This window comes from Parafrankia sp. FMc2 (assembly GCF_041008525.1).
GTDB lineage: Bacteria > Actinomycetota > Actinomycetes > Frankiales > Frankiaceae > Parafrankia.
In genome coordinates this window covers 1-15,763 of sequence record NZ_JBFLUG010000028.1, presented here as the reverse complement: position 1 = coordinate 15,763, position 15,763 = coordinate 1, and the positions used below count along the sequence as shown (strand labels likewise).

Sequence of the window (15,763 nt, the reverse complement as noted above, 5' to 3'; positions counted from 1 at the left end):
GCGCCTACTCTCCGATGGCCGTGAACAGGTCTTTCTTCCTCCCTCGGCCCGCCTCGAGCCCACCGCGGCCGCGCCGCTTCCCACAACACACCCGATGATCAAGATTACAGAAAGCGTCCATCCGGGGCGCGAAAGGAGACACGAGGAGCGCCGGGCGCCGCTCCGACGTCGCCTGGTCGCGGGGAGCTTCACATCTCCAATCTCCGGCGGCGGCCGAGCGGTTCGACGCTCGCCCCGGCCATCGGGCCACGTACACCCGGATCGGACGTCCCAGGACCTCGCGGGGACAACCGCTGCCCGGCAACGAGCACCAGCCGCGCAGAACCGGTCACCCAGGGCACGGGTCGACCCGCCCGGTATCCGCACCGACCTCCGAGCTGGCCGGTCGACGCATGCCGACGACTCGGCCCATTTGTAGATGTGACCTCGATGTGACCGCCGGATCCCCGTAGTCCATTGTCCGCCAGCCCATCCGGCCACCGCGAATGGATCCCGCGGCGCCCCCGACCTGGTGGATTCCCGCCGCCACCGATATGGCCTGCCAGCGCCGGAGTCACCGACAAACCGCGCCGACCCGCCCGCGGGTGAAACTCTGGGCAAGGACGCTCGTATGCTCTTCCTCTACCGGGATTCGGCGGGCAAAACCAATACCGTCACAGGGATCACTCCCGGCAGGGGGCCGACGCTACAGCGGCGGAGATGTGAACGGATTCTGGCGGATGAGGATGGTCTACCGGCGGCGCCGAGCTGCGGCTGGCGTACACGCGCGGCCGCGGGCCCGACGTGCCCGGCACGCGAGCCGGCGGTCACCGGCATCGAGGTTCCTGGTCAGCTGGCCGCTCGCGAGCGGGCTCACGGCCGTTCTCGTCCTCAGCTGCGTGGCGCTGGTCGGCGGCAACCACTGGCTCGACGGAGCCGAGGAGAACCGCCTGGCGGCCCGCACGAGCCTGATAAGGAACATCGCCAGCTGGGAGTCCGACGTCAACGACCCGGCGCACCTGCGGACGGCCGTCGACCAGACCGACTTCGACCGCGACAACCCGGCACTCAACGACCAGCTCATGGCACGTTTCCAGCTCACCGCCGCCAGCGACGCCACCCAGGTGGTCGCCCTGATCGACCGGTCCGAGAAGCCTCTCGCGGTCCGCCCCACCCAGGAGAATCTCCGGATCGGGGATCTCGGGCCGGCCTGGGAGGCCGCCTGGAACGGCGACGACGCCGTCTCACCGGCGTTCCGGCTCGGCGACAGGGTCGTGCGCGCAACCGTCGTCCCGGTCGGCGGTCAGACACCCTGGGCAGTACTGGTGAGTGTCTCCACCGAACAGTCGAACCAGCAGCTCGGCACCGCGATCGGTGCGCTGGTGCGGCTGCGCGACGGCGGCTCGCTCTCGACCGTCGACCCGAACGGGGTCGTGGTGATCTCGACCGACGGCACAGCCGTCGGTAAGCAGATCATCGATCGTTCCGAGCTGCATCGGACGGTCCGGGCCGCCGGGCAGCCCCGGGTCTGGTCCACCGGTGGCGACGAGGGCCTGACCCACATCGCCGCGGCCCAGCCGACGACCGGGTACACCACCTATCTGGTGCAGCCGGCCGACCAGCTGTACGGGGCGCTTCGGGCACAGCGGTCCCACCGCAACCTCACCCTGCTCGCGGTGACGATGGTGGCGGTCCTCTCCATCGCCGTCGTCGGCCTGCGCGACGAGAACCGCACCCGCCGGCGACGTGACGATCTGCGCTCGATCCTGGCGGCGACCCGCGACATCGTGATGACCGTGTCGGTCGGGGGCCGTCTGGAGTACATCAGCCCGGCGGTGCAGTCCCTGCTTGGCCGCCAGCCCGCCACGCTGCGCGGGCGACCACTCGCCGGGCTGGTGCATCCCGCGGACATCCGGCGCGTCACAGCCCTGCTGACCGAGCAGTCTCCCGCACCTGTCATGAACGTCCGGCTGCTGTCCGGCGGCGGCGGCGAGCGGTGGTTCGACATCTCCGCGTGGCGGCTCAGCGGCCGCGCCGACCCGTGCCAGGTGATCCTGACGTGTCATCCGATCGAGCGGCGCAAGGAACTTCTGGACGAGCTCGGCTTCCAGGCCGGGCACGATCCGCTGACCGGTCTGGCGAACCGCGCGACGTTCGACGAACGCCTGGCGGCCGCGATCGAGGAAGGGTCACCCGCCGACACCGTCTCCCTGCTGTTCATCGATCTTGATCATTTCAAACCGATCAATGACACCTACGGGCATGCCGCCGGCGACCAGGTGCTCGCCGTCGTCGCGGAGCGACTGGTCGCGGTTCTGCCTGCCACCCAGTCGGTCACAGCGTTCGCCAGCAGGGCGACAGCCAGCCGCTTCGGCGGTGACGAGTTCGGCGTCCTCCTCCCGGGCGCCGACGGGGAGACCGCGGGCCGCGTCGCCGAGCGGCTCGGCCGGGCACTGAGGGAACCGATCAGCCTCGGTTCCGCGCAGGTCGCTGTCGGCGCCAGCATCGGTGTCGCGGTCGCCCGGACGCCATGCCGCCCCACCCACCTCCTGCGGGCCGCGGACGAGGCGATGTACCGGGCGAAGGCGGGCGGGCGGGGCGGCTACGCCATCAGCATCGTCGATACGGCGGACCCCGCACCGGACGATCCGAGCGCTCCGAGCGACCCGTCCGAGCCAGCCTCCGGGGCGGCGCCGGAGGCGATGCTCGGGCCGGCGGCGGACGACCCAGGTGCCGGCGTACCGCCGGGCCGCCCGCTCGCGCGCGGCGGACTGGCCGGGAACACGCCGCGCCCGCCGGGCGGGTGGCGACGGCTCACGGAGGTGATCCCGTCCGCCACCGCGGTCGTCGTGCTCGTCGGCATCCTGGTCAGCAGCCTGGTACTGGAGGCCGCGGCCCGTGACAGGACGCAGAAGGAGCGGCTGGAGGCAGGCGCGGACCTGGTGGGGCATCTGACGAAGTACGCCCACGACCTCAGCGACCCCAGCCGGCTGACCGGCGCCGTCTCGGACTTTCCCTGGGAGATCGACGATCGCGCTTCGCTGACCGCATCCCTGCGGGCCATGACGTCGGCGCCGATCGGCGGCCCCAGCTCACTCCTCGCGATCGTCAGCCCGATCGGCGAGCCGCTGGCGGTGGAACCACCCGGCGCGCGGGTGCCGATCTCGCCGCAGGACCCGTTCTGGAGCATCTCCAGCCATGGCGGGGCACTGACACCACTGGTGCACGTCGGCGATCACCAGCAGATCTGCGCGGTCGTCCCGATCCTGCGCAGCGGTGTGACCCGAGCCCAGCTGATGATGTGTCCCACCAGCGTGCTGCCCGCCGCCCAGATGCTGCGCACGACGGACGGTCTGTCCAGCGATGTCGGGGAGGGCGGCGTCTCCGTCCTCGACCAGAACGGGCAGGCGATCCTCTCCTGGAACGAGTCGCTGCTCGGGCAGGTTCTGGTCGACCCGGCCGAGCTGCGGCGTATCGCCCCCGGCGGCCCCATGCGGGTCCGCTCCCTCGGCGGGCCGGGCACGATCGCCGTCGCGGCCAGCATTCCGAACGGCGGGTACGTGCTGCTCGACCAGACCGCCGACCTGGTCGAGGTGAGCACGCTCGAGCACCGCCCGACGAGAGACGGTCTCCTCTTCGGCATCATCGGCGTCACCGTGCTCGGGCTGGCCGTCACCAACCGGCGCCGGGAACGCGCCCTCCGGCAGGACTTCGAACAGCTCGAGATCCTGTTGCACGGCGCCCACGACATCGTCATCCTCCTCAGCAGGGACAGGCGGCTGACCTTCGTCAGCTCCGCGGCCGACCGCCTGCTGGGCCGGGACAGGCGGGCGATGATCGGCCATGATCTCCTGCGGTACGTGCACCCCGAGGACCAGCGCGCCGTCGCTGTCTTCCTTATCGGGCCCGGCAGCGGCCTCCAGACGCAGGCGCTCACGGGCAGCGCCGCGAGCGGTGGCTCCGGGGCCATGGCGGTGTCGCCGGACGCATCGCTGATCCAGGACGTCCGGCTCAGGGCCCATGACGGCAGCTATCGATGGTTCGACATCGAGGCCGCGATCTGGGAGGCGACGGCCGCTGCCGGCCGCCCGCGTGTGCCCGTCCTGACCTGCCGGGAGATCGGGGAACGGCGCGGCCTCACCGAACAGGCCCGCCGCAGGGCGCGGCACGACCCTCTCACCGGCCTGCCCAACCGGGCCGCACTCGCCGAGTACCTCGAGACGATCACACGGGACCAGGACGCCTTCGCGATCCTCCTCGTCGACCTCGACGCGTTCAAACCCGTCAACGACCGGTTCGGGCACGCGGCGGGTGACCACGTACTGCGGGTGACGGCCGGCAGGATCCAGCAGGTCATCGCCGCCGACCAGGACAGTGCTTTCGCCGGTGCGGCCGGAGGCCTCTCCCTCGGGGCGGCTCCCGGTGGTGGACCGGGCGGTGCGCCCGGCGACGGACGGGCTGGCGTGGACGCCGTCACCGACGCGGACACCGCCGCCGACGTGGACACAGCCACCGACGGGTGGAGCGGGGAGGAGCGCCGACGGCTGCACCGGCCGTCGTCCTGGCTGCGTCGGAACGCGAGCGGGTCCTGGTACCGGCCCGAGCGCGGCGCGGTCTTCCGGATCGGCGGCGACGAGTTCGTCGCCGTGCTGACCGGGCCCAGCACCGCCCTCACCGGCGGGCTGGACGTGGAGACCGTCGCCTGGCACGCCGCGGACCGGATCGCCGCCGTGGTCCGCGAGCCGATCATCGCGGACGGGCATCTCGTCTCCATCGGCGCGACGGTCGGCGTGGCCCTGTCCCGCGGGCTGGCGGACCCGCAGGCCGTCATCGGGCTCGCCGACGCCGCCATGTACGAATCGAAGCGGGCCAGCGGCGGCGGACGACCGACGACCGGCCCACCTGCGCCGCCACCGCGAGCCCCGGACCAGGCCTGGCCCGCGGCCGGCCCAGCCCCGACGCCGGCCCCGCCGCCCGCCGCCGCGCGCCAGCAACCGGCGACGGATTCCGACACACGGTCGCCGCGCACCGGCGCCGAGCACGTATGGTGACCAATGCTGGCACATCGCGATACGCGGTTGCACAGCTGCGCCATCCAGTGGCGGGGCTGTGCCGTATCGTGTCGCCGTCCGGCCGGCAGGCGATGGTGATGACCTGGTTGAAGGCGACCGAGGTGGCGTGTGCGGAACCCATGCAGTGGTGAGGCACCTGCGCCTGCCCGTCCACGGGCTCTGGTGGTCGACGACCAGGAGATGATCAGGGTGCTGGCCGCCCGGGTGCTCTCCGACGGCGGGTGGTCGGTCGCCACGGCCGGCGACATCTCCGGGGCCCTCGCGCTGCGGCCGCTGGAGTTCGACGTCGTCATCATCGACACCCGTCTCGGTCCGGAACGCGGCACCGAGCTGTTCGAGCAGCTGCGTGCGCAGGACCCGCTGGTGTCCCGACGCTGCCTGGTTCTCACCGGCGCCGTCGCGGATCCCAGGCCTGACGACGTGGCCGTTCTCCTCAAGCCGTTCCGGGCGGACGATCTGCTCGATGCGGTGAACGGCCTGGCCGGGCGCCGTCCCACCGAGAACGGCCCGCGGGACGGTGTGCGCCCCGGGCGGGCCGGGTGAGCCGGCCCGGAACGGCCGGGCCGCAGCAGGCCGCCGCCGAGCGCCTGCTCTTCCTCATGATCGCACTACAGGAACGCGAGAACCGGGCGCTGACCGACGCGCTCCATGACGGGCCGATGCAGGACATCACCGGGATCCTGCTGTCCCTCGCGAGTCTGCGCCGCGGCCTGCCCGAGGACACGGCGGAGCGGATCGCGCAGATCGAGACCCGGCTGCGTGACACCACCGCCACCCTCCACCGGCCGCCACCACCGTTCCGGCCGGGCAACACCCCCCGGCAGATGCTGGAGCTGGGCCTGACCCAGCGGGTGGAAGGCGTGCTCGTGGAGCGGCTGTACATCAGCCTGGACATCGACTCCTCCCCACCCGTCCTCGGGGAGGTCGCCGTGCTGCTCGCCACCGTCCAGCTCCTGCTCCAGGAAAGCGACCCCATCCACCAGGCCGCGCGTGCCCTGGTGGCGATCCGGTCCAGCCCGGAAGGCATCGACCTGGCGCTGCGCGTTGCGTATGCGGCGGCCGCGACCCAGCCCTACGCCCCTGATCTCACGGCCAGGGCGAGCTCCACCAGCGCAACACCGGCACCCGGCGGGGCGGACGGCCCGGGCCCCGGCCCCGGCCCGGCCAGCGACGCCGCAGCGGACGAGGGCACGCCAGAGGACATCGTCCCGAGGGTCAGCGCGGCGAGCTGGCTGGAGCGGTTGCGGCCGGTGGCCGAGCTGCTCGGCGCGCAGCTTCGGGCCGACTCCGCGACAGGCGCGTGGTCGGCCATGGTGCGGCTGCCCCGCCGCAGTGCTCGGCCCCGATAGCCAGCGAGTCACGGGACGGGAGCGGGGGCCAGGCCCGGACCGCGGACCAGCTCAGCCGCTGTCCGTCGGCCCCACGTGCCCGCCTGCCGCCGGCTTGCCGTAGGCGGGCCTGACCGTCGTGGGCCTGACCGTCGGGGATGCGTCGAGGACCTCCCGCACCTTCGACAGCAGCACCCGCTCGGAGAAGGGCTTGGTGAGCAGGGCCAGCCCGGGCTCGAGCGTTCCGTTCTGCGCGAGGATGGGGTAGGCGTAGCCGGACATGTAGAGCACCCGCAGCTGCGGGCGCCGCCGGCTGATCCGCTCCGCGACCTCCCGACCGAGTACCTGGGGCATGACGACATCGGTCAGCAGCAGGTGGATCTCGTCTCTGGTGGTCGAGGCCAACGAGATCGCCTCGGGCCCGCTGCGGGCGATGACCACCTGATAACCGTTGCGCGCGAGGATGCGCCGGGTGAGCTCCCGCATCGCGGGCTCGTCCTCGACAACCATGATCGTTTCGCGGCCGAACAGTTCCCCGCTGGCCGGAAGCTCCTCGGCCAGCGGCACCTCGCCCTCGATGGCCGGCAGCAAGGCGCTCACCGTGGTGCCGACATTCACCGTCGAGATGATCTCCACGTGCCCACCGGCCTGCGTGATGATGCCGTAGACGGTCGCCAGCCCGAGCCCGGAGCCCTCGCCCTTCGCCTTCGTCGTGAAGAACGGCTCGAAAGCCCGCGCCATCACCTCCGGGTACATCCCGGTGCCGCTGTCGCTGACCCGCAGATGCACGTAGCGCCCCGGGCGCAGCCCTGGCTTCAGCGCGGCCGTGTCCTGGTCGACCCGCACGTTGGACGTGTCGATGGTCAGCGTGCCGCCGCCGGTCATCGCGTCCCGGGCGTTGACCGCGAGGTTGACCAGCACCTGCTCGATCTGCCCGACGTCGGCCAGCGCCGGCCACAGCTCGGGGTCGGCGTAGGTGTGCAGCTCGACATGCTCGCCGAGGGTGCGGCGCAGGAGCTGCTCCATGTCGTGCACGATCTCGTTGAGGTCGAGCGGGCGGGGCTGCACCACCTCCCGGCGCCCGAAGGCGAGCAGCTGGTGGGTCAGCTGCGCGGCCCGGTCGGCGGCCCGCTGGACCTGCTCGATGTCGCGGCGGGCGGACTCCCAACGGCCGCCCTGTAGCTTGGCGGCGTCACCGACGACCTCGCCGACGAACGCCGTGTAGTTGATGATGACGGCGAGCAGGTTGTTGAAGTCGTGGGCGACGCCGCCCGCGAGCTGGCCGAGGCTCTCCAGCCGCTGCGACTGGTGGAGCTGCACCTCCAGCCGCTCCCGCTCGGCCTGTGCTCGCAGCCGCTCCCGCTCGGCCTGGGCCTCCAGCCGGTCGGTGACGTCCCGGATGGCCGCGGAGACGAGCAGCCCGTCCTCGGTCTCCAGGGCGGACAGGGAGATCTCGGCCGGGAACTCCGAACCGTCGCGACGCCGGGCAGCCAGCTGCATGCCGGCGCCCATCGGCCGTGGCCGCGGATCCTCGAAGTAACGGTCACGGTGCCGCGGATGCAGGGAGCGGGTCCCCTCCGGGACGAGGATCTCCACCGAGTTGCCGATCAGCTCGTCGCGGTCGTACCCGAACAGGCGCTCGGCCTGCGCGTTCACCAGCGCGATCCGGCCGTCGGGACGGACCCCGACAATCGCGTCCGGCGCCGCCTCCAGCAGGCCCCGGAACATCGCCTCGGCACGTTTGCGGCTGGTGACGTCCCGGATCGCTGCCGTGACGAACGTCCCCTCGGCTGTGTCGACTGCCGACAGGGAGATCTCGGCGGGGAACTGGGTCCCGTCGCGGCGCAACGCGGCGAGCTCCATACCGGCGCCCATCGGCCGCGGCCGCGGGTCAGTCAGGTAAGCCGCCCGCCTGGCCGGGTGGGCGGCCCGGTACACCTCCGGGACGAGGATCTCGACGGACTGGCCGACGAGCTCGTCCCGCCGGTACCCGAACAGGCGCTCGGCCTGCACGTTCACCAGCGCGATCCGGCCGTCGGGACGGACCCCGACAATCGCGTCCGGCGCGGCGTCGAGCAGACTGCCAGGCGGGACGTCGGCATATCCCGCCAACGACAACCCCCAGACGGTGAACGATGTGTCACACAATGACACATGGTAGCCCGGGTACCCGCGGACCCTCGACCTCGTACGGCCTGGCGGGCAGGCCTTTGCCGCGAACGCGCTGATCCTCGCCGGCAGGCCGCCCGACTATGCCGGTGGCGCTCCCCCGGAGCACGGTTCCACCACGCCCCGGGGGTCGCGCGAACCGTCCGCGGGCGACGGAACGAGCCGGCCCGCAGACCGTTGCGCCGCGGGGGCACGGAAGCCGCGACTCACCACGGTGGGAGCCTCCGTACCCGGACCACCGCGCCGGCCGACCAGGATCACCGCGCCCGCGACGAGCAGAGCGCCCACGATGCCGTCCAGCCAGTAGTGGTTCGCCGTGACGACCACGACGGCCATGGTGGCCAGCGGCTGGATCAGCGCGAGCCAGCGTGCCCGGTGCCGCAGGATCGTCACCACCGCCCAGGCTTCGAGCACCGCCCAGCCGACGTGCAGGCTCGGCATCGCCGCGTACTGGTTGGCCACGCCGTCCGTCGCGTCGCTGTACGGGGACGGCCCCAGGATCGCACCGGTGTCGACCAGCCGCAGTGAGGGAACCATCTCGGGCAGGAAGCGCGGCGGCGCCAGCGGGAACAGCAGATGGATCAGCAGCCCGACCCCGGTAGCCAGGATGATCACGTTGCGGACCCGGCGCCAGTGCTCGCGGTGCCGCGCGAACACCCACACCAGGAGCAGGATCGCCGCGGGAAAGTGGATGCCCACGTAGTACCAGTTCGCCCCGCGCGGGATCCATTCGTGGGCGAGCACGGCTCCCTGCAGCACCGCCTCGTCCGGCAGGTGGAGGAACCGCTCGAGGTGCCAGACGTCCAGCGCGTTGCCGAGCGCCTCGGGCTCCCGCCCGGTGGCCAGGTGCCGGCTGAGCCCGTAGCCGACATACAGCATCGCCAACAGCGCGACCTGCCCCACCGTGTAGAGGATCAGGCCTATCCGGGGGTCGACGAGCACCAGGCGCAGCCGTGCCCGGCCGGCCCACTGCCCGAGCTCCACGCCAGCGGCGACCGGCCCGGCGACGGGCACCCCGGCGGCAGCCGGCCCGACCATGATCGGTTCCACCGGCTCGACCGAGGCCTGATCAGCGGGCGGGGCAGGGGACGGAACCACCGCGGCCGGAACGACGGGAGCGACCGGCGAGGGCCCCGACGAGACGGCCCGGCCCGGCGGCAGAGCGACCGGGACGAGCCCCGGCAGCGCCTGCGCCCCGAACAGGCACCACCGCCGCGGCGGCGCGACCGAAGAAGCACCGGCCATGTTTCCCTCCTCCGTCCACGGCTCACCCCGAACACGGCGTCACTCCGGGCACCGCCAAACGGAACAAACCACGCTGCCACAGAAGCGACAACCAGAGTGTTACCGAAGGGTCCGACAGTTCCGCGTCTCGCTGCCGTCCCGATCGGAAACCTCCGGACCGTCATAGTGGTCGCCTGAGCCGAGTCTCGCCCGAGCAACGATCAGATGCAGTAGTGCCAGCCCCCCGATCGACCCTGGAGCCACCGCCCCCGGCGCACGGCCGCGACACGGTCCGGCCCACCGCCGGGGGCCACCGCGCGCGGCCGACGCCCACGCCACGCCGCGGTACCACCAGCGCCACCAGCGCCACCAGCACAGTCGGCACCGCCGCCGCCGGTGGCCCGGGCCGCACCCCGGCCTCGGTGGCACGGCCGGTCCGAGTGCCGAGGCCGCATCGGCTGTCGCCTTCCAGACAGGACGGTGGCGGCCCGAGGGGCAACCGTCCGGGCACCGCCGATCGGGGTGTCCGTGCAGGCCGCGGGCGTCTGCGGGGAGGCAGTCCGCCCCGCGGAGGTGGTGCCAGCACCCCCTGCCGCGGTGGCCCTGGCCTGCTGGCACCGAGGGTGGTGAACCGGCTGAATGGTGCCATGGCGCGCAACGGCACGGCGGGCGACGGACCAACGGGCGGCACACTCACCGACGACGCATCGAGCGGGGCACGGACGGCACACATCACCGTGCTGCTCGCCGACGACAACCTCATCGTGCGGGAGGGCGTCCGGGCACTGCTGTCCCAGGTCGCCGGCATCTCGGTCGTCGGGGTGGCTGCCGACCACGACGATCTGGTCCGCTCCGCGGGCCGGCTGCGCCCGGACGTCGTCCTGACCGACATCCGCATGCCGCCCGACTTCACCGACGAAGGGGTCCGGGCAGCACAGCGCATCCGCGCGGCGAGCCCGGCGACGGGCATCGTGCTCCTCTCCCAGTACGACGAGCCCGACTACGCGATCGAACTCCTCCGTGACGGCGTGTCAGGTTACGCCTATCTCCTCAAGGAACGGGTCGCCGACCCGGACCTGCTCGCGCGGGCCATCCGTGAGGTCGCCGCCGGGGGTTCGCTGCTGGACCCCGCCATCGTCGCCGCCGTGATGACGCCCGTCCGGGAATCCGGAACGCTGACCCCGGACCAGGAGGAGCTGCTGCGCGACGTCGCCCACGGGAGGCCCGTCGCCGACATCGCGGCCCGACACGGCGACACGCCCGCCGCCGTGAACGCGGCGATCGACACGCTGCTGCTCCGACTCGCCCAGGATGCGAGCTCGGGCCAGGCCGGAGCGCTGCGCCGGCTGCGCATGCTGCACGAGGCCCTGATGAGGCGCGAGGAGCAGGACGCCGCGCTCGCCCGCCTGCTGCCGAGCGGCCTGGCGGAGAAGCTGCGCGACGACGCCACGGCGGCCGGCCGGGCCGAGCGGCTCGTCGTCACCGTGCTCATGTCGGACGTCCGCGGCTACTCGGGCATCGCGCAGCGGACCGATCCGATGGTGCTGGCCCACCAGCTGGACGAGCACCGGCGCGAGATGAACGCGGCGATCCTCGCCGAGGGCGGCACCGTCCTGCAGTACGCCGGCGACGCGGTCATCGCCGTCTTCGGCGCACCGAACCCGAGCACCGACCACCGCGAGCGCGCGGTGCGGGCCGCCGACGCCATCCACCGCCGGCAGAACAGCCTGAACGAGCAGTGGATCGCACGGGGGCTGGCGCCGTTCGGACTGGGTGTCGGGGTGTCCACCGGGGAGGTCGCCGCGGCCCTGCTGGGCTGTGACGCCCGTCAGGAGTACACCCTGGTCGGGGACACCATGAACCTCGCCGCGCGGCTGCAGACGATGGCCGAGGCGGGCGAGACGATCCTCAGCGCGGCGACCGCGACGGCGGTGCCGAGCGACGCGGTGGTCCCGCTGCGGCCGCAGCCGGTGAAGGGCCGCGTGGGCGAGGTGCAGGCCTTCCGTCTCGCCACGCTGCCCGCGCCCGCCGAGCTGCCCGCGCCCGCCTCGATGGCCGCGCCCAGCTCGATCCCCGTCTCCGTGCCCGTCCCGATGCCTGTACCGGCCTCGCTGTCCGTTCCTGCCCCGCGTGCCGTACCCGCGGAGGCGCAGCGGGACGGCTCGGGTCGAGGACGGAACCGGTCCGGCGGTGGAAAAGGCCCGCGGCGCCGCCGGCTGCACCTGCGCTCCGCCGCCTGATTCATCCGGCGCCCCGGCCGGTCCGGCGGGGTCCGGAGCAGCCGGTCGGGGAGGATGGTGCCCATCGGGCGACCGAGCCAGCCCGAACCGGAGGGGCCGAAGAGGCCGGAGTGGCCGGAAAGGCCGGAAAGGCCGCCGGTTCGGCCGCTGTGGGCGCAGCGGAACCTGATCGGAGGGCCGGAATGGCGCACGTACAACCAGCGGCGGCAGGAACGGGCCGAGGCGTCGCCGTGGTCACCGGTGGAAGCCGCGGCATCGGCGCGGCGTGCGCCCGGCTGCTCGCACGGGCCGGGTGGACGATCTGCCTCACCTACCGGGCCGAGCAGGAGGCCGCCGCGGCGGTCGCCCGGGACTGTGACACGGCGGCCCGCCAGTTCCGCGCCGAGCACGGCATCACGGGTGAACCGACCCCGGCCGTCGCCGTCGGTGCGGACCTTGCCGATCCAGCGTCCATCCCGGGGGTGTTCGCCACGGCGGACCGACTGGGACCACTCACCGTGCTGATCAACAACGCGGGTGTCACGGACCGGCAGGCCCGGGTGGACGAGATCACGGCCGACCGGCTCAGCCGCATGTTCACCGTCAACGCGATCGCGTCGATCCTGTGCGCCGGTGAGGCTGTGCGCCGGATGTCCACCCGGCACGGCGGGGCAGGCGGATCGATTGTCAACATCTCGTCCGCGGCGGCCAGGCTCGGCAGCCCGGGGCTGTACGTCGACTACGCGGCGAGCAAGGGGGCCGTCGACACCTTCACCCTGGGCCTGGCCCGTGAGATCGCGGGCGAGGCGGTGCGGGTGAACGCGGTGCGCCCGGGCATCATCGCCACGGACATCCACGCGACGACCGGCGACGCGGACCGCCCCGCGCGCATGGCGAGCAGCATCCCGGTGGGCCGCCCCGGCAGCGCCGAGGAGGTTGCCGAGGCGGTCGCGTGGCTGTGCTCGCCGGCCGCCTCGTACACGACGGGCGCCATCCTGGACGTCACCGGCGGTCGCTGAACCCTCCCGCCAGGGCCCGCAGGGCCGTCGGGCCCGGTGGGTCCTGGCGGGAGGGCGCCGGTGCTACCGGGCCGACGGCGGGCGGAACATGATCAGCGCGGTCGGGTTGCGGCGGGCGTAGCGCAGGGCGGCCCGCTCGCAGGATCCGCTGACCCATTCCAGGGTCCACTCGACGTCCACCAGGCTCACGACGTCCGCGACCCGCTGCTGGAACTCGTCGTCGACCTCCTGCTCGGCACTGCGGGACGCGTAGGCGACCCCCTCCATCCCGAACGCGCCGTACATCCCGGTGGACCATCTCGCCCACCGCGACCAACGGTCACGTACAGCCACGACGACCAGTCGCGAACCCATCCGCGCCGCGAGCTCCGCCGCCAGCAGGACGTCGGCGAGATCTCCGGCGTCTCCGGCGCGTAGGCCCACGATCACATGACTGCCCGACGTCGTCCGCGTGGCGAGTCGACGCCCCTCCGCCTGCTCCACGGCTCCTCCTCCGCCCGCGCCATCCCGGCCGAATCCGGCCAGGAAGGATGGCCCCGATTGTGATGTGTGTCGCCTCAAAGGGGAAGTGCCGTGGCGGACCGATTTTTGACGGGGTCATCTGCTACGTGCGCCGAGACCCCCGTCCTTCGCCCTCGTCTCCGCCCACCCCTCCGGCCGGCCCACTCGCACCATGCGGCCTGGTTTCCGTCTCCTGGTTCTGCCCAGATCCGCTGGCGCGTACGCGGATCTGTCGCGGCCAGGCCCATCAGGGCCGACAATCATGGGCTCCGGGAACATCGGGCCAACTACCGGCCCGCGGCGGAACGTAGCCACCCGCACACCGTCCGGTCACGTCGGGCGGGACCGCCGAGGACTGCCCGGAGACGAGGAGCTGACATGTCGGTGCTGGACAGATTCCGCCTGGACGGCAAGGTCGCCGTCCTCACCGGTGCGTCGTCCGGCCTCGGTGTCGGCTTCGCGCGGGGGCTGGCCGAGGCCGGCGCGGACCTCGCGCTGGGCGCGCGGCGCACGGATCGCCTGGCCGCCACGGCGGCACTGGTCGAGAAGGAGGGCCGCCGCGCCATCAGCGTCGGCACCGACGTCGCCGACCCGCAGGCCTGCCAACGACTGGTGGACGAGGCCATGACCGCCTTCGGGCGCGTCGACATCCTGGTCAACAACGCCGGGGTCGGCTGGGCGTACCCGGCGGTCAAGGAGTCCCCGGAGCAGTTCCGGTCCGTCATCGACGTCAACCTCAACGGCTGCTACTGGATGGCGCAGGCGGCCGCACGGGTCATGCAGCCGGGCAGCAGCATCATCAACATCTCGAGCGTGCTCGGCATCAAGACCGGCGGGCTGCCGCAGGCCGCCTATTCGGCGAGCAAGGCCGGGCTGCTCGGGCTGACCCGCGACCTCGCCCAGCAGTGGACGGGCCGGCGCGGCATCCGGGTGAACGCGCTGGCGCCGGGCTTCTTCGAGACCGAGATGACCGACCAGTACCAGCCCTCCTACCTCGCGTCCCGGAGGGAGAGGATCCTGGCGGGACGGTTCGGGAACGTCGAAGAGCTCACGGCGTCACTGATCTTCCTCGCCTCGGACGCGGGCGGCTACGTCACCGGCCAGACCCTCGTCGTCGACGGCGGCTCCACCATCACCTGACCCTGGCCGACACCTGACCCTGGCTGACCCTGGTTGACCCCACCCCGCGCTGCCTGCCCCGGGCTGCTCCTGACTGGTCCCGACCACCGCGCGCTCAGGTCTGCAGCGGCATCAGCTCGCGGACGAAGCCGTCCAGGAACTCCGGCCATTCCGCCTCTCCGATGGCCGGATACACGACGAACTTGCTGACACCGGCAGCCGTGTAGCGGGCGATGAGGTCGCGGGCCGCCGCCCAGCCGAGCGGGACGAGATCCGCCGGGTCGGTGTCCGGCTGCCGGGCCCGCAGTGCCGCGATCGTCGCCGGGGGCAGCTCACCGAAGGCGATCCGCAGGCTCAGCCCGAAGTGATCGGAGTCGATCTCCCGGCCGGCGGACGCGGCAGCCTCGTTGATCGCGGTGATGCCGGCGGCGGCCTGGACGGGGTCGACGAGGCTGGCCAGCCAGCCGTCGCCGAACCGGCCGATGCGGCGGAGGGCGGCCGGCGCGGCGCCGCCGAGCCAGACGTCGAGCGGGCGGGCCGGGCGGTTCCCGATCCCGATGTCGGTGAGGTCGAAGAACTCGCCGTGGAAGGTCACGGAGTCCTCGGCGAGCAGTCGGCGCAGCAGCAGGAGTGCCTCGTCGAACACCGCCCCCCGCTTCCCGGCGGGCACCGGGAAGGCTCCCCGGTCGCCGCTTCGCGCCGGCGCGAGGCCGAACACGGGGAGCACGCGCCGCGGAGCCACCGCGGCCAGGGTCGCGAGGTGCTTGGCGAGCAGGACGGGGTTGCGGCCGGGGAGCACCGCGACACTCGTGCCCACCTTGAGGGTGCTCGTGCGGCCGAGCGCGAAGGCCATTCCGGCGAGCGGGTCGACAGCCTCGGTCGAGAGCTGTTCGGACAGCCACAACGAGTCCACACCCAGCTTCTCGAGCGCGTCGACCCGTTCTGCGAACACCCTCCCGGGCACCGAGGCGAAACCGACTCCGATGCGAATCTTCACGGCTCAAGCCTAGTAGACCGTCGCCTCTAATATTCGACAGATATGCGGTGGATCGGTGAGGATGGTCTTCTTTCTCGCTGCCGTGAGGATGTGTCGTGTCGAGGTCGGGGTTACCGCCGGTGGTGCTGAGCGCCGG

10 protein-coding genes are annotated in these 15,763 nt (G+C 72.6%); 6 read left to right on the top strand and 4 right to left on the bottom strand.

The features are described from left to right. Window positions 1-719: 719 nt before the first annotated feature. The 3 genes from AB1460_RS12585 to AB1460_RS12575 all read left to right on the top strand — a co-directional run bounded on the left by AB1460_RS12585 (window position 720) and on the right by AB1460_RS12575 (window position 6,400). Window positions 720-5,030 (top strand): diguanylate cyclase domain-containing protein, encoded by a 4,311-nt coding sequence (locus AB1460_RS12585; RefSeq protein ID WP_368961266.1) that lies wholly within the window; start codon window positions 720-722, stop codon window positions 5,028-5,030. 183 nt (window positions 5,031-5,213) lie between these two features. Further along, window positions 5,214-5,594 (top strand): response regulator, encoded by a 381-nt coding sequence (locus tag AB1460_RS12580; protein ID WP_368961265.1) that lies wholly within the window; start codon window positions 5,214-5,216, stop codon window positions 5,592-5,594. Next, entirely contained in the window at window positions 5,591-6,400 is an 810-nt protein-coding gene (locus AB1460_RS12575) for a hypothetical protein (protein ID WP_368961263.1), read from the top strand. The genes AB1460_RS12580 and AB1460_RS12575 overlap by 4 nt, the downstream gene beginning before the upstream one ends. Window positions 6,401-6,451: 51 nt before the next feature. On the opposite strand, the gene AB1460_RS12570 is transcribed toward AB1460_RS12575, so the two are convergent. Both AB1460_RS12570 and AB1460_RS12565 read right to left on the bottom strand, forming a co-directional pair. Then, entirely contained in the window at window positions 6,452-8,491 is a 2,040-nt protein-coding gene (locus AB1460_RS12570; RefSeq protein ID WP_368961262.1) for a hybrid sensor histidine kinase/response regulator, read from the bottom strand. Between the two features lie 138 nt (window positions 8,492-8,629). Beyond that, window positions 8,630-9,793, bottom strand: coding sequence for a phosphatase PAP2 family protein (locus AB1460_RS12565; protein WP_368961261.1), 1,164 nt, complete (start codon window positions 9,791-9,793; stop codon window positions 8,630-8,632). 626 nt (window positions 9,794-10,419) lie between these two features. Between AB1460_RS12565 and AB1460_RS12560 the strand changes: the two genes are divergently transcribed. Beyond that, window positions 10,420-12,012 (top strand): response regulator, encoded by a 1,593-nt coding sequence (locus tag AB1460_RS12560; protein ID WP_368961321.1) that lies wholly within the window; start codon window positions 10,420-10,422, stop codon window positions 12,010-12,012. Window positions 12,013-12,194: 182 nt separating this feature from the next. Beyond that, window positions 12,195-13,010 carry an SDR family oxidoreductase gene (locus AB1460_RS12555; protein WP_368961259.1) on the top strand — a complete coding sequence of 272 codons (816 nt, stop codon included), beginning with the start codon at window positions 12,195-12,197 and terminating at the stop codon, window positions 13,008-13,010. Between the two features lie 63 nt (window positions 13,011-13,073). On the opposite strand, the gene AB1460_RS12550 is transcribed toward AB1460_RS12555, so the two are convergent. Continuing rightward, a complete protein-coding gene (locus AB1460_RS12550; RefSeq protein WP_026311390.1) occupies window positions 13,074-13,493 on the bottom strand; it encodes a hypothetical protein in 420 nt (139 codons plus the stop codon). Between the two features lie 396 nt (window positions 13,494-13,889). Between AB1460_RS12550 and AB1460_RS12545 the strand changes: the two genes are divergently transcribed. After that, window positions 13,890-14,651, top strand: a complete 762-nt coding sequence (locus tag AB1460_RS12545; RefSeq protein ID WP_368961257.1) for an SDR family NAD(P)-dependent oxidoreductase — start codon at window positions 13,890-13,892, stop codon at window positions 14,649-14,651. A gap of 94 nt (window positions 14,652-14,745) precedes the next feature. Here AB1460_RS12545 and AB1460_RS12540 read toward each other — a convergent pair whose 3' ends face one another. Beyond that, entirely contained in the window at window positions 14,746-15,627 is an 882-nt protein-coding gene (locus AB1460_RS12540) for a TIGR03854 family LLM class F420-dependent oxidoreductase (protein WP_368961255.1), read from the bottom strand. Window positions 15,628-15,763: the final 136 nt, after the last annotated feature.